20 protein-coding genes are annotated in these 18,850 nt (G+C 52.3%); 4 read left to right on the forward strand and 16 right to left on the reverse strand.

Annotation, left to right across the window (positions count from 1 at the left end; translation table 11 throughout):
- The 13 genes from eutJ to B2633_RS16330 form a co-directional block, all read right to left on the reverse strand.
- A partial coding sequence (gene eutJ, locus B2633_RS16270; RefSeq protein ID WP_483171740.1) for an ethanolamine utilization protein EutJ occupies window positions 1-536 on the reverse strand: 536 nt, incomplete at its 3' end.
- A gap of 24 nt (window positions 537-560) precedes the next feature.
- On the reverse strand, window positions 561-1,256 hold the full coding sequence (locus tag B2633_RS16275) for a BMC domain-containing protein (protein WP_483171741.1): 696 nt from the start codon (window positions 1,254-1,256) through the stop codon (window positions 561-563).
- A gap of 100 nt (window positions 1,257-1,356) precedes the next feature.
- Entirely contained in the window at window positions 1,357-2,787 is a 1,431-nt protein-coding gene (locus B2633_RS16280; RefSeq protein WP_483171742.1) for an aldehyde dehydrogenase family protein, read from the reverse strand.
- Between the two features lie 4 nt (window positions 2,788-2,791).
- On the reverse strand, window positions 2,792-3,439 hold the full coding sequence (locus B2633_RS16285; protein WP_483171743.1) for a phosphate propanoyltransferase: 648 nt from the start codon (window positions 3,437-3,439) through the stop codon (window positions 2,792-2,794).
- A gap of 67 nt (window positions 3,440-3,506) precedes the next feature.
- Window positions 3,507-3,866 carry a glycerol dehydratase reactivase beta/small subunit family protein gene (locus tag B2633_RS16290; protein WP_483171744.1) on the reverse strand — a complete coding sequence of 120 codons (360 nt, stop codon included), beginning with the start codon at window positions 3,864-3,866 and terminating at the stop codon, window positions 3,507-3,509.
- A gap of 2 nt (window positions 3,867-3,868) precedes the next feature.
- On the reverse strand, window positions 3,869-5,701 hold the full coding sequence (locus B2633_RS16295; RefSeq protein ID WP_483171745.1) for a diol dehydratase reactivase subunit alpha: 1,833 nt from the start codon (window positions 5,699-5,701) through the stop codon (window positions 3,869-3,871).
- 62 nt (window positions 5,702-5,763) lie between these two features.
- Window positions 5,764-6,249, reverse strand: coding sequence for a diol dehydratase small subunit (locus tag B2633_RS16300; protein ID WP_483171746.1), 486 nt, complete (start codon window positions 6,247-6,249; stop codon window positions 5,764-5,766).
- 20 nt (window positions 6,250-6,269) lie between these two features.
- Complete coding sequence (locus B2633_RS16305; RefSeq protein ID WP_483171747.1) at window positions 6,270-6,920, reverse strand: propanediol/glycerol family dehydratase medium subunit; 651 nt, start codon at window positions 6,918-6,920, stop codon at window positions 6,270-6,272.
- Between the two features lie 21 nt (window positions 6,921-6,941).
- The gene (locus tag B2633_RS16310; RefSeq protein WP_483171748.1) at window positions 6,942-8,639 is read right to left on the reverse strand and encodes a propanediol/glycerol family dehydratase large subunit; all 1,698 of its coding nucleotides are present in this window, start codon (window positions 8,637-8,639) and stop codon (window positions 6,942-6,944) included.
- A 26-nt stretch (window positions 8,640-8,665) separates the two neighbouring features.
- Window positions 8,666-9,463 carry a propanediol utilization microcompartment protein PduB gene (pduB, locus tag B2633_RS16315; RefSeq protein ID WP_483171749.1) on the reverse strand — a complete coding sequence of 266 codons (798 nt, stop codon included), beginning with the start codon at window positions 9,461-9,463 and terminating at the stop codon, window positions 8,666-8,668.
- Window positions 9,464-9,502: 39 nt separating this feature from the next.
- The gene (eutM, locus tag B2633_RS16320; RefSeq protein ID WP_481038135.1) at window positions 9,503-9,784 is read right to left on the reverse strand and encodes an ethanolamine utilization microcompartment protein EutM; all 282 of its coding nucleotides are present in this window, start codon (window positions 9,782-9,784) and stop codon (window positions 9,503-9,505) included.
- Window positions 9,785-9,863: 79 nt separating this feature from the next.
- Window positions 9,864-10,319, reverse strand: a complete 456-nt coding sequence (locus tag B2633_RS16325) for a EutP/PduV family microcompartment system protein (protein ID WP_483171750.1) — start codon at window positions 10,317-10,319, stop codon at window positions 9,864-9,866.
- A 1-nt stretch (window position 10,320) separates the two neighbouring features.
- The gene (locus B2633_RS16330; protein WP_481038133.1) at window positions 10,321-10,662 is read right to left on the reverse strand and encodes a BMC domain-containing protein; all 342 of its coding nucleotides are present in this window, start codon (window positions 10,660-10,662) and stop codon (window positions 10,321-10,323) included.
- Window positions 10,663-11,018: 356 nt separating this feature from the next.
- Here B2633_RS16330 and B2633_RS16335 point away from each other — a divergent pair, with 356 nt between their 5' ends.
- Together B2633_RS16335 and B2633_RS16340 are read left to right on the forward strand one after the other, a co-directional pair.
- On the forward strand, window positions 11,019-12,272 hold the full coding sequence (locus B2633_RS16335; RefSeq protein WP_483171751.1) for a sensor histidine kinase: 1,254 nt from the start codon (window positions 11,019-11,021) through the stop codon (window positions 12,270-12,272).
- Window positions 12,265-13,314, forward strand: a complete 1,050-nt coding sequence (locus B2633_RS16340; RefSeq protein WP_483171752.1) for a response regulator — start codon at window positions 12,265-12,267, stop codon at window positions 13,312-13,314. Before B2633_RS16335 ends, B2633_RS16340 begins: the two co-directional genes overlap by 8 nt.
- 113 nt (window positions 13,315-13,427) lie before the next feature.
- Here B2633_RS16340 and B2633_RS16345 read toward each other — a convergent pair whose 3' ends face one another.
- The 3 genes from B2633_RS16345 to B2633_RS16355 all read right to left on the reverse strand — a co-directional run bounded on the left by B2633_RS16345 (window position 13,428) and on the right by B2633_RS16355 (window position 16,386).
- A complete protein-coding gene (locus tag B2633_RS16345) occupies window positions 13,428-14,081 on the reverse strand; it encodes a DNA alkylation repair protein (protein ID WP_483171753.1) in 654 nt (217 codons plus the stop codon).
- 304 nt (window positions 14,082-14,385) lie between these two features.
- Window positions 14,386-15,159 (reverse strand): tyrosine-type recombinase/integrase, encoded by a 774-nt coding sequence (locus B2633_RS16350; protein WP_483171754.1) that lies wholly within the window; start codon window positions 15,157-15,159, stop codon window positions 14,386-14,388.
- A 549-nt stretch (window positions 15,160-15,708) separates the two neighbouring features.
- Entirely contained in the window at window positions 15,709-16,386 is a 678-nt protein-coding gene (locus B2633_RS16355; protein WP_483171755.1) for a TerC family protein, read from the reverse strand.
- 917 nt (window positions 16,387-17,303) lie between these two features.
- On the opposite strand from B2633_RS16355, the gene rd reads away from it, so the two are divergent.
- Together rd and B2633_RS16365 are read left to right on the forward strand one after the other, a co-directional pair.
- Window positions 17,304-18,002 (forward strand): rubredoxin, encoded by a 699-nt coding sequence (gene rd / locus B2633_RS16360; RefSeq protein ID WP_481038127.1) that lies wholly within the window; start codon window positions 17,304-17,306, stop codon window positions 18,000-18,002.
- 60 nt (window positions 18,003-18,062) lie between these two features.
- The coding region (locus B2633_RS16365; RefSeq protein WP_483171756.1) for an oxygen-binding di-iron domain-containing protein at window positions 18,063-18,850 on the forward strand (788 nt) is incomplete at its 3' end.

Below are 18,850 nucleotides of genomic sequence, written 5' to 3' on the forward strand. Positions count from 1 at the left end.
AGATGAAACCCGCCGGTAGGCTCATCCGCGGTATAGACAACCCGGCCGTTTTCCAATACCGAAATGCCGGTGGTTCCGCCGCCCACATCCACAACCACCCCTTCATCAATTCCCAGCACCAGCGAGGCCGCGGTAGGTTCGTCGATGATCCGGGCTACCTCCAAATTGGCGGCTTCCAGGATATAACGGGTGACTTTGCTGTTGGCCCCCTCAGTACCGGGCGGGATGGCGGAAGCCCCTTTGAACAGCTCCTGGCCCAGGCGCTGAGTCAGGGTTTGTATATGGCGGCGCACAATACCAACCGCCCCCGGATAATCGGTGACCATGCCTTCCCTCACCACCCGGGCCGGGGTGATTTCCCCGGTTATAGGGGTGCCAAGTGCATCAACCACCACACTGACTACATTGGCGGTGCCCACATCCACTCCCACGAACAGGGGGCCTGCTGCGGTTTCAACCTGGTTTTCTCCCATGCAGGCCGCCAGTTGATTAATCAAGAGATTGGCATTTTCCAATGGGTTCACTTTGGTTAGCATTTTAGTCATCCTCCGTCACCCCGGTTATGCTTTATGATGGATACACAGTGTACGCGGCTCCCCTTTGACTCGCGGGCAGGCCGGGTCGCCGCAAATGTTGCAGGTGGCGGGCCTGGCCGGCTCAGTCTTTTCCGCCGCATCCGGATCAGTTTCTATGGGGAGAGGCGTCTGATCCTGATTTTCATCGGCTGCGGAATCCGCCGGGGCGTCAGCGGGCCGCTCCGCATCAGTTTCCGCTTCACGCGGCTCCTCTGCCGCCGGTGCGGATGAAACCCCATCCGGCTCGCCTTTAGCCTCTGCGGCGTCCGGGGCCGAATCCGGGCCTTTATCCTCAGCACTCTCCTCCCCGGGCTCGATGCCCGGAATGAATTCTTGCTCCCCATCCGCTGCTTCTATTGCTGGGGCGGGAGCCTCCGCGGGTTCCTCAGCCCTCACGGTTTGAGGCGTATCTATCAACTTTTCCAATTCATGGTGGGGCCTGGGTATCACCTTCTGGCTGACCACCCGGCCCACCCGTGAAGCTGCGGCCGTACCCGCGCTCACGGCCGCCTGAACTGCGGCCACATCGCCGGCAATCTTTACTGTTACCCAGCCCAGGCCGTTGGTTAATTCGTAGCCAAGCAGCTTTACATTGGCGGCTTTCACGGCTGCGTCAGCGAATTCAACGGCTGCGGTCAGCCCCACCGTTTCGACTAATCCCAGTGCTGTTCGGATCGCCACGTCTTTCCCTCCATTCCTATTACTAGCCCATCCCATTGACTCTCAGCAGCTCCGCTTTTTGAAGCGCTACTCATCGCGGATCCCGCACCCGGGGGAGGTATTATCCGCGCAGGTTGAATCCGTCGACCAGTACACAGCGTTGTGCGCGGGTAAAGGTTCGGGCTGAGGTCAAACCTTCCCCGGTGGGACCTGCGATGGTAGCCGTGAAATGTCCTTCGCCCAGGTACCCGACCCCGTTTAAGGAAGATCCGTTCTTAACAAAAATCGTGGTTTTGACCGCCTGGGCGAACGCGGTCATGTTGTCCACGTTTTTGGAGTGCATCACCGCAGTGTGATGGCGTCCGCCTTCCATCAGCACTGCCAGCCTGATGCCTTCCTGGACATTGGGCACTCTTACCACCGGCAGAATCGGCATCATGTACTCTTCCATCACCGTGATATGGTCGGCTTCAACTTCGTAGACGATCAGCTTGACGTCATCCGGGGCCTCGATGCCCAGGGCTTGAAGAATGCAAATGGCATCTTTGCCCACCCAGTCGCGGTCGAAATCTCCTTCCGCGGTGGTGAGCAGGCTGGTCAGGCGGTCGATATCCCTGCGCTCTTTCATGATGTAAGTAGGCTGCTTCGCGAATTCGGCCATGAGCTGATCGGCCACCGACTCTACTACCACCACTTCTTTCTCGCCGATGCAGTTCAGGTTGTTGTCAAAGCTGGCTCCCACCACAATGTCGCGGGCCGCCTTGACTATGTCGGCAGTCTCATCCACCAGCGCCGGAGGGTTCCCGGCTCCGGCGCCGATGGCCTTTTTACCTGAGGACATAACGGCTTTAACCACCCCGGGTCCTCCGGTGGCCACCACCAGGCTGATTTTGGGATGCTTGAGCAATTTCATGGTCTTCTGCAGGGTGGGGTCGGTCATGGTAACGATTAAATTGGGGGGGCCGCCGGCCTGAGCGATAGCCTCGTTGATGATCTGCACGCATTTATGGGTCACCTTTTTGGCATTGGGGTGGGGGCTGATTACAGCCGAGTTTCCGGCCACGATCATGCCAATGGCATTGCATATGGTCGTCTCGGTGGGGTTGGTGGACGGAGTAATACACACCGCCACTCCAAAAGGCTGTCTTTCCACCAGGGTAAGGCCGAAATCCCCGGCAAACACCTCCGGTTTTATATCCTCCATGCCGGGGGATTTCAAAGCCGCCAGGAGTATTCTGTTGACCTTGTCCTCCGGCCTGCCCATGCCGGTTTCTTCAGTGGTTATTTTAGCCAGAAGCTCGGCATTCTTCTCCCCGGCCCGCCGAATGGCCTCAATGATTCGGCCCCGCTTTTCCAAGCCCAGCTTGGGCAGCTGTTGTTGAGCTGCACAGGCACAGTCAATAGCCATTTCCAGGTCTTCAAATATCCCGTCTTTTCCGTCCTGGGATGGACCAGGCACGTGATAGACGTGCTCCGGTGCAATGTTTCCGGATTGGTCCAGCCTCTCCATAATCTGTTTGGTAATGGCTTGAACAATCGTCTCAGTATTCATCCGGTTATCCCTCCAATAGCTCGACAAATTCTCCGTTTTTGATGTTGCCCGCACGGGCTTCATCGACATCGATGTGAAATTCAGTTTTAAAATCTTCCCTTACCCGCACCCTGACGTTGTTAAAGACCAGCGCCCGATCTCCATGAGAGCGTATGCTGACCGTGTCACCGTCCTTGATTCCTAATCCGGCCGCCTCCGGAGGGCTCATGTGCAAATGCCGCAGGGCGCATATGACCCCCTGTGAACAGGTAATGGCGCCCCTGGGGCCGACGATTGACAAAGTGGGGGTGGGAGACCTTAACCCGGACTCCAGAAGCGGGGGATTGATCCCCAGGGTATAGCCGTCAGTCATGGATATCTCCACTTGAGTAGATTCCCGGGGGGGCCCCAAAACCCTGACTCCCGGTATGGCGCCTTTAGGGCCGACCAGAGTGACAATCTCTTCATAAGCACACTGCCCGGGTTGACCCAATGCCTTGAACACCCGCATTTGATAGCCGGAGCCGAAAAGGGCTTCTATGTCCGGCCGGGACAGGTGCACATGACGATTGGAAATACCCACCGGAATCAAGAGCCGCTCTTCCTGCTGTACGGCCGACACGGCCTTTGCGATTAACCTTACCAGGGTTGCTTCGTCTATTGCTTGTGTCACGGTTTTTCCCTCCAACCATGATTCCATGGAATGTAACAGTCAGTGCAGATAATCTAAGGCTAAGAGTCTATTCAAAAATAAACGGAATCCGCTTATACAAGCGGGCGGCATTGCCTCCCATCAGCCGGGCTTTCCGGGTATCACTCCCACTGGGCGCATGCAATACCGGTTTATCCGCCGGCATTTGGAAGTGGGTCAGGGAAATGCTGCCCTGTTGGTCAATGCCGACCCCTACCGCCAGGAGAGAGGTTTCACAGGCCAAGCGGGCCAGTTCTATGCTGTTGCCCGTGGCAACCGGCAACAGCAAGACCGGCATATGCTCTTCCTCTATGCCCCGGCTGGCATACTCGGCCAGCTGCCGGGCCGACTCGCCGTCTTCATGACAAACCACTATGCTCAAGGTTTCTTTAGCCGTTAAATCTCTCATAATTACGCCTTCCCCCGATTGTTATGGCCGAAATATGACAGGACCAGGCCTGTAGCCACAGCGTTCCTGGGTCCCATAGACCCTCTGATATTGGCCCGTCCGGCCACGATCTTGTATTCAGCCAGGGCTTCGGTCACCATTTCCGGGATTTCAAAATCCAAGGCCGATCCGCCCACCATGACCACAAAGTCCAGCAGGCGGATGTTGCCGTCCGGAGCCACCTGGCGCAGAGCGCGCAGCACGTTGCGTACAAATACACGGCGCTTGGCTTCCCTTCTCACCGTTCTGATCCTTTCCATGGAATGGTGACTTATGATCGGTTCCAGGGTTTCACCTTTTAAGACCACCACCCGCGAATATACATGAGCCGGGAGGGGGTCGTTGTAGAATCTGACCGAACCGTCTTCCATGCGAATGTGGAACATACTCTCTACCCGGGCCAGCGGGTGGCGTTTGACATCTTCGGCGATGTCCATATTGTCCAGGTCGAGTTCAGACTTGATTAACATGGTGGTCATATCTCCGGCGCCAGCCAGGTGGGTTGAGTAAGTTTCGCCGCTGACGCTGATGATGGCGGCGTCGGTGGACCCGCCGCCCATATCCACAATGGCCAGCGGTATGGCAGTTCCGGGGGTACTTAATGCGCCTATAATAGCCATATTGGCTTCTACGCCCTCTATTTCCACCCGGACACCGATCTCTTTTTGCAGTTCCTCCGCGACCTGCTGCATGGGCAGGCGGTTGGTCTTGACCATGGCGGCAAGCCCCACCGCGTTTTCCAGGGCGGTTTCTCCGGCCACCCCGCCTTGCACCTCCCGGGGTACGAACATATCAACCGCCAGGATGTCTTGAATGGTCATCTCTTCCAGGGGCTGACCGGTGAGCTTGCTCATCACCGCGCGCACCCTTTCGGTCATTCCGCCTACATTGGTCCCGGCTTCGCCGCGCACATCGAGTATAGGGCGCACTTTTTCGACCGAAGTCATGATCTCGTCGGAACCCGCTTCTATATCAATGGAAGCATTATGCCTCTGTCCAAAAATCTGCAATTTGCCGGCCGGAATACGGCGGGCCCGCACATCCCCTGCCGGGGGTTTTATCACTACTGCGGAGCGGTTGCCGATCAAGGCACGGGCAATAGGAACTACCATCTTGGTTTCTTCAGAATCGAGATTAAACACCGTGGCAATGCCAAAGGGATTGGAAAGGGTTTCAACGGTCTTGCCACTTTCGGCCACTTCTACGGCCGCCTGCATATTGACCGGCACCTTTTCGATAAACCTCACTTCATCCACAATAGGAATGATATATTTGAGGCGATTGCTTATTAAGACCCCGTCATCGTTTTGTATAATGGCCCCGGCAACCGGCTTGCCCTGGTCTATGGCTTGATTAATGGCTGCCGCTACTTCCGCAAAATCGTAGCCGTTATCAACCAGGGGAATCACCGCGTCCGGCCCGTTGTAAGCGGCCAGATCCTTTAGATAAATGGTCTTACCTACGCCAAAACCGATACCCCCGGGAGTGGATGGATTATGCCCGATAATAGTCGACTCGGTGATGATGGTTTCAGTGATCGTTTCCATAGCAATGTCGGCGATTACCGGAGTGGCTTCATTGAGCAATATCAGGTCGATATCGTCAATATCATACGAGGTAAACCTTAAGGCATCGGTCAAAGCATTGATAATGCCGCGGATATTTTGTTTAGTCCCCTTTACGCCGGTGGTTCTGTCAATCCCACTGGCGATGAATTCCAACTGGGAGTTGTCAATACGGGCAATGGCCACCTCGGTAGTGGAATTGCCAATGTCTACGCCTGCAATTAAAGCCATTATTTCACCCCTCATAAGGGTTTGCCGGGGCAGGGCCTTAAACCCTGCCCCGAATCCCTGATTTAAGCCAGCATGTCGCGTTTTTCGTATACCTCGGCTGCTTCCCGGATCAGCTGGGCACAAGTTGTTGCATTGTAGGTCTTTTCCAGACGATCCGCATAACCCAGCAGTTCTTGTTTCGAAGATCTGAAGGGACGCAGCGAGTTGTAAATGGACAGGATTTCCTCATCAGGCACTGCGGTCAACTCCTTGGCGCGCCGGAAATTCTGGGCCAGAGAAGGCCGCCCCGCCGCTTCGGCGATCTCAGCCTGGTATTCCAGGGTGTCGGGGTGGATGCGAAGGTCTTCAAAAGTGATCTCCCCTTTTTTGACACCTTCCAGGGTCAATTCATCCAGGCCTTTGCCGGTACGGCTTTTTATCAACGCAGGTCTTTTCTCCTGCAAAGGATAGTCTTGCGCAGTTAAGGCCGAACCGCTGCCGGCAGCACTGGCCTGGTTCACATTGCGCAATACCTCACGAACCAGTGATTCAATAGCTTTGGGATCCATGCTAGTCACCTCCGCTTTTCTTAATTAGAGAATTTAAATTCTACATCACGGTGTTCGGCGTTGAAAACCACCTCGCTGGTTTCCCGATTGTGCAGCAACACCGCGGTAGGCTGATAAATCGGCAGAACTGTCTGATCCAGGATAACCGGCACCGGATCTGGATTGTCACCCTTGGCATACCGGGCCGCATTGCGTCCGATGGCGCGATACAGAGGCAGGGTCACCAGGGGAGCCAGGGGGAATAACTCCAGATTCGTCAACGGGGTCATATCCTTATGCTCAATAACCGTAGTTCCTTTGGACTGCAAGCCGATGCCTATTCCCGAGCCGGCCAATTTGGCGGCATAGTTCCCGACAAAGCCAACGTCGCTGGTTCTGACAACTCTTACCACTCTGGCGACACAGCCTTCTTCCTCAATTCCGGCAATGATCTCGCGCAGCACCTGGGAATGGGGAAGCTTTTTAATGGTATAGTTCATGGTTTTACCAAACGCAGGTGCAATGCCGATTACCACTTCTTTGGGATTGGTGCCTCTCTGAGCCGGTCCTTTATCCGCCAGGGTCATGTCTTTGCTGTAGTCTACAGCCGCAGTCGAAGCGGCCGGCGCATTGGCCAATTCCTGCATTACCTGGGCTACAATGCCCGCAATTAATTGTTCATTGATCTGCACTGGTCTCCACCTCTTTCCAAATTAAGATTCGTAAGTCTCAGGATCGATTTCCTGAGGAATACGCTGAATCTTCTCCCAGGTCTCGGTGTCTTCTTCCAAGCGATAACCAGTTCCAGGACCCCGATAGTCATTGAGCATATCGCCGATGGCGGACAATACTTGATTCTCGGCGGTGACAATGGCTGAAGTCTGCAGAAGGTCTCCGGTGACCTTATGCTTCATCATCTGAAAAAGGTTGGCGGCAATATCTTCAAAGCCATGTTTTATCAGGGCTTTAATAAGGTCTAAACCGGTTATGCCCTTTTTCATCATGTCCTGAGCGGCATTGATGTCTTCGCGGATACTGCGCGGGGGCATATCCTTGCTGCCGTGAGAGTAAGTGGCGGCTTCCACTTCCTCATCAGTGATTTCCGGGAAGCCGAATTCTTTAAATACCGCCTGTATGGCCCGGGCGGCCCGGTTTCTCACCGCAATGGTCTGCTCTTCGGTCACCGGTACCAGACCACCGTTCACAGTCAGGTCACGCTGTATCACCAGGTAGTCGTCAAAGTCTTCGGCGTCGAAGTTGGCGCCGGCAAACATGTTGTCATAATTGGGAACACCGCCGTACCCTGAGAAGATAAAGTCGGTTCCGGCTATAACCAGCGGGAAGGTCCGCGCCGCACGGCGCAGGTCGGAAGGCGAGAAGATCTGGTCACAGCCCGAGGCATTCTCCAGGTCGCACATGGCGGTGATGAGATTCTCCGCATGCACCGAGCGAACCCCGCTGGGAACAGACATGGCGATACCGCAGCAGCTGATGGAGCCGTTCTGCAAGCCCTGCACCCCGGCGCCCTTAGTGATCATGATGCATTTGGTTTCCAGGTAGAGCATGGAGCGGCCATCGGCATATCCCATCTGTACCTCTGAGCCGGAGCCGGAGGTGAAACGCAGTTTAATGCCGCGGGAAGCATACCCGGCGGCCAGAAATGCTTTGGACCATGGAGTGTCGTCGCCGTCAGCGAAAACACGCTCGGTGCCGTATACGGAAACGGTCTCGGCATAGGTGGTCATACCCCGCATACCCAGTTCTAATTCCAGTGCTTCTTCGATGGCGCATTGTGTGAGCAGACCGACATGGGGTGTCTGCCCGCCGATCAGAATAGAAATGGCGTTAAACGGCGCTATGGGTGCGACCCCCACCGTGGTTTCAGCTTCAGAGAAGCCGCGCAGCCGGTTTTCAGCGGCATCAGCAGCCAGCTGCACCGGATTGTCAGTGGCGCTGGTGGTATGGCATTGAATCGCTGGGATTTTGCGGGCGCGCATCTTGTGAATACCCATCATGATCTCGGTCTCGTCCAGCCTGGTTACCACATCCACAAATTTGGAGGGGGTAAGCCCTTTGGCCAGCCGCACTATTTCCTCACGGGGTACGCAGATGTCCACAATCATCCGGGCGATCTTCAGTGAATCCATAGCCATGACTTCCTCGGCCACGGATTTGTCTATATAATAATCAGCGATAAACTGGTCAATCATATCGAAATCAGCCCGAGCGACGCCGTCCATTTCCACGACGACCCCGTTCTCTATTTTGATGCTTGGCTTGGGATCCTTAACACCCTGGAAAGCGGTGAGACCTTTTTCTGGCCAGTCTTTTAAATATGAATGCCGGTTTACCGGCTTTTCTGCCAGAACCTGAAATCGTTTGGTCTTAAAGGTCTTGTCTTCGTAGGCCACCCAAATCACTTCCTTTCGTTTATGCGTTACCGGATATACGAAGTTTGCATACTCTGCGGCGCGCTGCCCATTGTGGAAAGCAGTTTCTGGGCGCATTCTCTGCCGGCCATTACCGCTTGTTTAACCGCACCGGAATCCCCGGTTATCATGATCATGAACTCATTGGTATGGCTGGTATTGAAAGCCGGAGAGGCATGCATCACGATCTCGACATTGGCGGCTTTGACGGCCACATCGGACATCATCAGACCGATTCCGGCCGGGCAGCCCACCACCAGTCCCCAGGCCTTGCCCAGGGGGGCTTTGAAGAATTTGTTCAGGGCATAACTGGCCCGGGCGGTATACTGCAGTTCGCAGAAGCCCACTTCATTGGCCCAGATATCGCCGAAGGTCCAGCTCATAGCCCCCAGGGTGATTTCCACGGCGCGGCGGGCGTCGGATACTTCCTCAGCGCCGAAAACCGCCAACGAACCGTGAGCACCCATTAAATGCGCGTCTCTGGGCAGTTCGAAAATCAGCAATTCGGTGTTGCTGGCTTTAACCGCTTCGTCACAAGCCATGATCTGCGGCCCGGCTCCCGCTCGGGAGCTTATAATACCGATGGAGCGGTATTTGGGATCGATCTCTAGCCTTTCGCGGATGGCATCATCCACGTTGGCTATGACCAAACCTATCGAATCACCGAAAGCAGTGCCTACAAACTCGGTCATGCCTGCAGCGGCGCATTCTTGGATGTTCGGAACCGCAGCGGCGCCTACTGCTTCGGCGGCCATTTTTTTCTGGACTTCGTCCATAACCTTTTGAATCAGTTGTTCTTCCTGCACAGTGTTCACCTCCGTTTAGATGTGAGCTGAATTCTTACATTATAATGGAGTCTTGGGGAGGATCTTCTCAGTGTCGGTATGGGGGCGAGGAATAACGTGAACCGATACCACTTCTCCTACTTTTTGGGCGGCGGCAGCGCCGGCGTCAGTGGCGGCTTTGACAGCGCCTACATCGCCGCGCACCATTACGGTTACTAAACCGGATCCGATTTTCTCATAGCCTACCAGGCTGACATTGGCAGCTTTGGCCATGGCGTCGGCCGCTTCGATAGCTCCAACCAATCCGCGAGTTTCCACTAATCCGAGGGCTTCCTGTGACATGCTACTCAGCTCCTTTCAAATTCGGGACTTAACTTAAAAACTAATGGCTCTATAAATATGGCCAGGCTCTTCTCCCCTATCAGACCACCTCCTTGGATATATCAAAACACCGCTGTTTAATTACGTCCTTAAGCTCCTTCACCCCCTCGCCCGTCCGGGCTGAAACCGGGTAGTAGGGCGGCTGTACCCCGGCATGGGCCAGAAATCTGATGGTTCTGGCTATATCGGCCTGGGGTCTGTCGATTTTGCTCACCACCCCCACCACCGGTTTGAGTAGTGCCAGAGTCCATCCCTGCGGGATCTGCTCCCGGTCTACATCCGCTGCCAGCACCACAACCACCAGATCGGCCTGCTGGGTGCTGATGAAACAGTTCTGATAGAATCGAGGTATCTCCGCGTATTCCCCTGGCGTATCCACATATTCTCCTCTGAAATCAACCGTTTGGGTCTTATTGGCCTCTTTATGCTCCAAGAGCAAAGCATTGATCAAAGTGGTCTTTCCGGCCCCGCTGGGGCCAACAAACATGGTGCGCATATCAAGACCTGGTAAGGGGCGCTTTTTGAAAACCGAGTATGGCGGCCAGGAAATTGTTGGCTTCATTCAAGGCCATTTCCAAAGCGCTCACCGGGCCGGTAACAACCAGCGATCCGGTGAACCTGTCCACGAATACGATATCAACCGGGGCGGCTTTGATGGTGCGGTCCGCCGCAATGATGGCTGCTTCACTGGGGGTGATGGTCATCACGCCTATGGCTTTATCCCCTTCAAAGCCGAGCTTGGCAGACAATTTGCTTTCGGGGTGGGCAATAATGTGACACAGAGTGACCTGTTTGCCGGGAACGTATTCTTGAATTACGCGCGGTTTCTCTTCGGCCATAGCGCCCTTCCTCCCCAGAATAGAAACTCAGTTTTTCAAGCTCTCGCGCTGATACACTAGGATTTCTACTTGCCGGGGAAATAGCCTGGGGTAGCATTTGCCTTTGATAGAGCACCTATTGCTTTGAAATTTACATCTTGCAGGTCAGCAAGAAAGGATTTGAGGAGCAGGGCTTTTATGTTTTGCGCTGTCAGTATCATAATTTGCCATTGAATCAAAAACTGGTTAAAGCTATTCTAAGGGTGATGCAATCCATGCCGTATTGCTATCCAAATTTGCCAAAGGGAGTCGGATGACAATAGTTGTAAGGGCAACAATTATATAATGGAAAAAAGCAACTGGGGGCGAAAAATAGAATGGCAAAAAACAGCTCAAAACACATTTTTCACCTGGGCGATGTTGTGGATGTTAAGATTCTTCAGGAGATTATCGACTGTTTTTGCAATGCTACCGGACTGGCGGCAATAATTGTGGATTATCAGGGCAAACCCATCACCAGCTACGGCAACTTCCATCCTTTTTGTCAAAAACTCAGAGCCCATCCCATCGGTTGCGCCGGGTGTGAAAAATCAGACGCTTACGCCGGCATTGAAGCAGTTCGTACCGGACAGCCCTACATGTATCGCTGCCATATGGGATTGATTGATTTATCCTCACCTATTATTGTGGAAGGACAGTACCTGGGTGCGGTTATGACCGGACAAGTCCATGTGGAAGATGATTCCCTGGAGCGGATTACCAAGCCCGCCATTAATCTCAAAGATTACCCGGAGCTCGATCAGCTCCACCAAGAAGTGCCCTCCGTACCCCGGGATAAATTCGAAGCCGCCGGCCGGTTAATCTTCACTATCGCCAACTTCATTGCTGAGAAAGGCATGGTCAGCATATTCCAGAACAAGATCAATGAGCAGAATCTGGAACTGGTGCGGGAAATGAAGGCCAAGCAGGCTCTGGAAAGCGCCTTGACCACAGCCGAATTGCAGGCCATCCACGCCCAGATCAACCCCCATTTCGTATTCAACACCTTAAACACCATCAGCCGGCAGGCCATTCTTGAGGATGCCCCTAAAACACAGGAGATGGTCTATGCCATGGCCGAACTTTTGCGGGTGAGCTATAAAAAAATCGACCGCGTAGTGACCCTGGAAGAAGAGATCAAATATATTCACGACTATTTGTTGATAAAGCAGACCCGTTTGCATGATACCATCGAGGTGAATATTCAGATTGAGCCCGAATGCTTGAATCTGGAGATACCGATCTTTTCGATTCAGCCCTTATTGGAAAATGCCTTGATACACGGGTTGGAACCCAGAGAGGAAGGCGGGGCGGTAACGATATCGGCGGTCCGCCAGGCCGGACGGGTTCGTTTGCAGGTCGAGGACAACGGCCTGGGAATGCCCACCTGCACCCTGGATAAAATCCTGCAGCTGCAGACCAAATTCTCCGGTGACAATAATATCACCGGCATCGGCATAAGCAGTGTGATCAAGCGGCTGCGCTATCAGCATGACGACAGATTCGAATGGGAACTGCAGAGCAGGCCCGGTCAGGGAACCACGATTACTCTGTATATACCCTATGATAAAGGATGGGAAACAAGTGCTTAACGTATTGGTTGCAGATGACGACATATTAGAAGGCAAGGTAATAAGATTGTTGCTGGAAAAAGAGCGGCCCATGGTAAAAGAGGTCTATTATGCGCGTTCGGGGAATGCGGCCTTGGAGATCGCCAAAGCCATAAGGCCGCAAATCGCGTTTATCGATGTGCAAATGCCGGGCATGGACGGTGTCGAGCTGACTGAAAAGCTCAAACAACTCGACCCTGAGATAGAAATTACTATGATTTCCGCTTACGACGATTCCGACTATATATTAAACGCCATGAAAACCGGGGCCAGCTACTATCTGCTCAAGCCCGCGCGTCCCCAGGAAATCCTGAGGATATTCGACAAGCTTTTGAAATCATTACCGTCTATAGCCGGCCTGCGCAACCGTGACTGCATTAAAGAACTCACCGAAAAAATATTGCTGCGTGACCAGGACGCTGCTTCTCAAATGATGGATAATATCTGGCAGCAGCTGCTGGCATATGCGCAGGGTGACATCGAGATTCTGCGCAGCCGCTCCCAGGAACTGGCCATAACCATCATCCATTTCATTACTGACCGGCATCATTCACCGGATGTTTTGGTGCTGTTCCGTAATAATCTCATCAGAGGCATGAACACCGCTCAAAGCCAGGCTGATATCAAGGCTCAGCTGACTGAAATGGTGTACAATTCCATTCGTCTCTTGGACCAATATGCCAATGACGCCGGGCACGAGCTGATTTCGCGCGCCCATGAATTCATACAAAAAAACCTGCATAAGAATATCAGCCTGGAGGACGTTGCCCAACACATCCATTTGAGCATCTTTTATTTCAGCCGTCTGTTCAAAGACAAGACCGGGGTCAATTACATCGACTACTTGATCGAGCTGCGCCTGGAGAAATCCAAGATGCTCCTGCTGACTACCAATGACACCGTGGCCTCCATCGCCAAAAGAGTGGGCTATGCCGAAACCAATTCCTTCAGCAGGCTGTTCAAGAGCCGGGTAGGGCTCAGTCCCAGCCAGTACCGTTCAAGTAAAGGCCAGACGGCCCGGTAACAGGGCAGCCGTTGAGGCCTTGGGCCGAGCATGGCAGTTTTTAAGGGGATTGCAGCAGGGGCGATCCGGTTGGAACAGGGCGCCGAGGTTGAACCGGGGTTGAGATTGGTTTGTTACAAATATTTGCTGGCTTCGCGCCGGCTGAGTTTTGATAAGTCATGCCGGTTTACAAAATCCCGTACCCAGTCCCGGTTGGTTTTGGAGTACTCCCGCAGCACCCAGCCGATAGCCTTGTTGACAAAGAATTCATTGCTGTGGCTGTTTTTAAGAATAATCCATTCGAGTAGTTCCGGGTCGGTTTCGGCCTTATATTTCAGTTGAAACAGGATGGCAGTTCGGGCCAGCCAGATTTTTTCACTTGCCGCCCATTTTAAGATATGGCTCTCTATCAGTTCCTTGTTCCGGGCACACAAAGGGCCGGTGACATTGCTGGCCAGCAGATCCACGGTGTCCCACCACGATTTGGCGGTGATCAGGATCTCCAGCTTTTCTATATCTTCGGCCTGCAGGTGATTCTTCACAGCCTGAAGATAGTCCAGGGCCACATACTGAAATTCACGCTCCGGCAGCTCCCACAGCTTCTGAATCATTTCCCAATCGACAGCCTGTGCTTTCTGGGCCGCTTTGATAAACGGACACGCGAGCTTCACCCGTTCCGGTTTGGGGATGCCCAGAAACGGGAACTGGTCCTTCATGTATTTGGCCATGTAGAAGGCCTTTTCCGCATTCCGGTTGGCATAGAGGGTCTCAATAATATCGGAGAACAAGCTATATCACCTCTCTGATCAGTAATTCCCCTTTTACTATACTTGAATGACAAGGGGCCGATATATTAAATATTTAAAATCTTGAAAACCAGCTGCCAAACCGTATCAATAAAATCGCCAACCTCTCTAAGAGATGACATATCCCCGTAATCGAGGGGCGAAAAACAGCCAAACTAAACAGAATCAAATCGAGAACAGATTGGTTAAATAAGGCCTGAAAAACCAAAAAGCCTGCCGTTAAGGCAGGTTCGGCTCAACCCCGGCGCAAGCGCGCGGGATAATCGCTATTTTTATGAAACCCTGGTTACGCTGCCAGAGCAGCGGGAATATAGGCCGGTTGGAATCCAAAGGCTTCGGCCGCATAACGGGCCAGACGCAAGTCTTTTATCCCGATGCTCACCCCGGCCAATCGGGCCAATCTGCCCACGATCCCATAGACGCTGCCCGGCCTCAACGACCATTGCGGCCCCAAACCGACCAGAAAATAGTCGCCCCGCAGAATTGGCCTTAAAATCATATAATGCTCCAGGGCCAGGCAAGCCCCGGCATGCAGGGCGACCGTGCGCTCACCTGCGATTATGGCATTTTTGTCCGCACTCCAGCTGTCATCATATTTTAGATCACAAAGCTCCCGCACCGTCAAGCCTGCATAAAGCAGTTCAACCACCACCCGGTCGCGGAGATTCAGCACATCTTCATGTACTGCCGCGCGCAGCTGCTGAACGCCCTCATAGGATATGCTCAGGTGCTCCGATGTAACTGCTTTTCCTCCTACCCGGGAGACCAGGTCGAGGGGGTTGCCGGCCAGCATTCCCTTGTTTACAAGAAACCGGGCAAAGGCTGATAATGCCGACAAGCGCCGGTTCACGGTGGATGGCCGCAAACCTCTGTGCTCCAGGAGATATAGCTTGTAAGCCTCCATCTGCTGGGGAACCATTTGTCTTAAGACGCTGCTCCTTCTCCCCTGACCGCCGCAATATTTACAGAACTTCGCCAGGGCCAGGCCATAACTTCTCACTGTAGATTCTCTGCGCCCCCGACGCCGCAGGTAAGCGGCAAAACAAGCCCGGTAATTCAAGACAGTTCCCTTCTTCCGGCATAGTTACTATATCATATGCCGCTGGAAGAGATTGGTTATCGATGCGTTCCAATGAATAGGATTTGGGGAGATCGCCGTGTACTCAGGGTAATACACTCTCCACCTTTGAATGGAATATCAAAGGAGCGGCCATGGCTCAAATGGACGCACAATGCGTAGATTGTTTACCTTGATGCGGGTATGTTTGAGAAGAGATCAGAGAGAGGAACCTATATTCCGAAAAGTGCCCCTTCAGCACCGGTAATTGGCACAGGGCACTTTTCAAATTTACAGGGATTAACACCAATGCCGTCTTCTACAGCATCCTCTTTTGACCGGACGGCATCTATGCCGCCTTCTTCTCTTTCTAATGAGTTCGCAATTAGAGTTGCACCTTCTTCTGCGTATCCTACTTCTCGGGCAACACATGGAATCACCCCCTTTAATCAATCTGCACTGGGATCTGATTCATCCTATGCCCGTTATTGCATAAGGGTTCCATAGTCTCCATTTGTCGCCCTGATATCTGCAGTACCTGTGCTTTGGGGGCTATTCAGTTTTGCATACCACCCTTCCGGAGCGGTTCATATAATACCCCCATAGTAATACCACAAATAGAATCAGCATCGGGATCAGCGTCTCAAAGTATGGGATATTATGAGCTGCTGCAGCCGCAAAGACCTTATCGCTTACGATCATTTTCCCTGCGGTCCAGGCAAGAACCCCGCCGCCAATATATATAATCCAGGGATATTTATCCATCCACTTCAGAAGATAAGTGCTGCCCCATATTATAATGGGTACACTGATGAGCAAACCCCCAATGACCATAACCGGGCTCCCATGAGATGCGCCTGCTATGGCGATCACGTTGTCAAATCCCATCAAGACGTCGGCTATGATGATTATTTTTACCGCCTCTGCCAAGCTTTGACCGGCATCACATTCAACTTCTTTCTTCTCCACCAACAGTTTCATAGCGATCCAAACCAGTAATAACCCTCCAACGAATTGAAGCAGCGGAATCTTCAAGATATAAAGGGCTACCGTAGCAAATAGGCCACGTACTGCAACTGCCCCGGCCACACCCCACCACATCGCCTTTTTCCTCAGTCCGGAAGGAAGGTTTTTGCTGGCCAGGGCAATGAGAATCGCATTATCTCCTCCAAGAACGATGTCAATGATAACTATGGAAGCCAACGTAATGATGATTTCATCCAAGGACATGATTCAACCTCATTTCATGTAATGGGGCATCATAGCAAACCGCGGCAGTCATTAGCGGCTATGTCGCCCATAATAATACTGCTGTTCTTGTATATGCGCATACTCCTGTTTGTAGATGCAATCCAGGATACTCCTATAACCAGCTGACGCTCCGTGGAATATCCTGATTTCGCATTCTTCTTAGGGCAGCTCTTTGATCTGCGCTGCTTAAAGTAATTTAAGAATCCCATGAGTGCAGGGAACAGTGAGTCCACCTTCCGTACGTTGCCACAATTTCAGCTAGGTGACTGTCGAGATGCAATACCACATCGGCAAATTCCACCAACATATCCTTTAACCACTCCTATTCGACTTCACAGTAAACAAAAAGACCCTTAATATAGCTCGGCAGAATCCGAGTTATATTAAAGGTCTTGCTTTCCCTTCAGGAGTATAAGACCAGGCGATTTTACACCGATTGTTGGCCTTATGGCTTGTAAGCTACTCCCCTTTAACTGTAGGTAATATAACATAGTATCAATACTGCGTCAATACTCGGACCAAGGAGGGACGGTTAAACGGCGTGTTCCAGTCATTGCAGATCCAGTCCACATTTCCCCTGGCAAAACACCTTCATCCCCTGCTGTCTGGCATGCGTTTGCGCTCTTGCCCGGTTTGAATCAGCAGCTGCGGGATGGCTGGTTCATGGATTGCGCTTAGCTCTAGTGAATACCGTCTGCGAGTAATCCATAAATTATACTGACATCCGGACATTGTAAAAGAAGGCGGCTTTATGAACTTCCTGAAATCCCATTCAGCTTTTGAGGGTGATAATCGGTTATAATACTGACAATAAGCCGCTGTTACCGATCATACCCAACAAGAAACAATTATTTCGCAGAGCGCAAAAAAATACTTATCAGAAAGGGTGTAGTCTTATGGATGCAAATATTTTCAGAAAAATCAGTTATGGACTGTATGTTATCAGCTCAACCATGGAAGGTAAGCTGAATGGCCAAATGGCTAATACGGTTTTTCAGATTACTTCCGACCCTGCCCTGGTTGGGATAGGTGTCAATAAAAACAACCTAACCAATCAATTCATTAAAAACAGCGGGGTGTTTACGGTCTCAATCCTGCCCCAATCAGTACCTTTGGATCTGATCGGTCATTTCGGCTTCAAGTCCGGCAGAGAAATCGAAAAATATGCTTCGGTTCCATTCCAATTGGGAGAAACCGGCGCGCCTTATTTAGTTGAAAACAGCATCGGCTATCTGGAGGCAGAAGTTGTTGACAGTATTGATGTCCACACCCACACGGTGTTTATCGGCAAAGTGATCAACGCGGCCGTATTCAGCGAAGAAGAGCCCCTGACTTATGCCTACTACCATCTGCTCAAAAGAGGGGAGGCCAAGCCTCCGGAACCGTCCCGCCCGGTTGCTGAGAAGAAGGAAGCTAAAATCGCAGACCCCCGCCTGCAGAAGTACGAGTGCCCCATATGCGGGTATATTTATGACCCTGAAGCGGGAGATCCTGACTCCGGGATTTCGCCGGGAACAGCCTTTGCAGATATTCCCGACGACTGGGTTTGTCCTGTCTGCGGGGTAAGCAAAGATCAATTCGAGCCCATGGCATAGTCCGCTTATTAATCCATTAATTTTGGCTGTAGCGCAAATAACTTGTTTGGAGTGGATTGAATGAAAAAGCATATCAAGAATAATGTTTACTGGGTCGGGAAAGTTGACTGGGAGCTCCAGACGTTTCATGGTGAAGAACTAACCACCCACCATGGATCGACCTACAATTCCTATTTGATCCTTGAAGAAAAGACCGTTCTGGTGGACACCGTTTGGAAACCCTTTGCCGCCGAGTTTATTAATAATCTGGCTCAAGAAATCGACCTGAAAAAAATCGATTATATAGTTGCCAATCACGGGGAGGTAGATCATAGCGGGGCTCTTCCGGAGCTGATGAAGCTTATCCCGGATACCCCCATCTATTGCACCGCCAATGCGGTAAAATCCCTTAAAGGCATGTACCATGAGGATTGGAACTTCAAGGTAGTAAAAACCGGAGACAAGCTGGATACCGGCAACGGCAAACAATTGGTCTTTGTGGAGATGCCCATGCTTCATTGGCCCGATAGCATGGCGGCTTACCTGACCGGCGACAACATACTGTTCAGCAATGACGCCTTCGGTCAGCATTATGCAACCGACAAGCTGTATAACGATCTGGTGGATCAGTGCGATTTGTTTAAAGAAGCCATGAAATATTACGCCAACATTTTGACTCCCTTCAGTGGGGTACTTAAAAGAAAGCTGCAGGAAATCAGCGCGCTGGGATTGCCTATTGATATGATCGCCACCAGCCATGGCGTCATTTGGAGAAACGATCCCCTGCAGATAGTCGAAAAGTATGCCGAGTGGGCGGACGCTTATCAGGAAAACCAGATCACGATAGTCTATGACACCATGTGGAACGG

Origin of the sequence: Syntrophomonas sp. UBA1041 (assembly GCF_002316705.1) — a bacterium.
GTDB lineage: Bacteria > Bacillota > Syntrophomonadia > Syntrophomonadales > Syntrophomonadaceae > DTU019.

Bases quoted from the DNA above. Each gene is read 5' to 3' on its own strand.
- B2633_RS16280 (WP_483171742.1), bottom strand. From the start codon at position 2,787: ATGAATACTGAGACGATTGTTCAAGCCATTACCAAACAGATTATGGAG.
- B2633_RS16290 (WP_483171744.1), bottom strand. From the start codon at position 3,866: ATGAGAGATTTAACGGCTAAAGAAACCTTGAGCATAGTGGTTTGTCAT.
- B2633_RS16295 (WP_483171745.1), bottom strand. From the start codon at position 5,701: ATGGCTTTAATTGCAGGCGTAGACATTGGCAATTCCACTACCGAGGTG.
- B2633_RS16300 (WP_483171746.1), bottom strand. From the start codon at position 6,249: ATGGATCCCAAAGCTATTGAATCACTGGTTCGTGAGGTATTGCGCAAT.
- eutM (WP_481038135.1), bottom strand. From the start codon at position 9,784: ATGTCACAGGAAGCCCTCGGATTAGTGGAAACTCGCGGATTGGTTGGA.
- B2633_RS16325 (WP_483171750.1), bottom strand. From the start codon at position 10,319: ATGCGCACCATGTTTGTTGGCCCCAGCGGGGCCGGAAAGACCACTTTG.
- B2633_RS16330 (WP_481038133.1), bottom strand. From the start codon at position 10,662: ATGGCCGAAGAGAAACCGCGCGTAATTCAAGAATACGTTCCCGGCAAA.
- B2633_RS16335 (WP_483171751.1), top strand. From the start codon at position 11,019: ATGGCAAAAAACAGCTCAAAACACATTTTTCACCTGGGCGATGTTGTG.
- B2633_RS16355 (WP_483171755.1), bottom strand. From the start codon at position 16,386: ATGTCCTTGGATGAAATCATCATTACGTTGGCTTCCATAGTTATCATT.
- rd (WP_481038127.1), top strand. From the start codon at position 17,304: ATGGATGCAAATATTTTCAGAAAAATCAGTTATGGACTGTATGTTATC.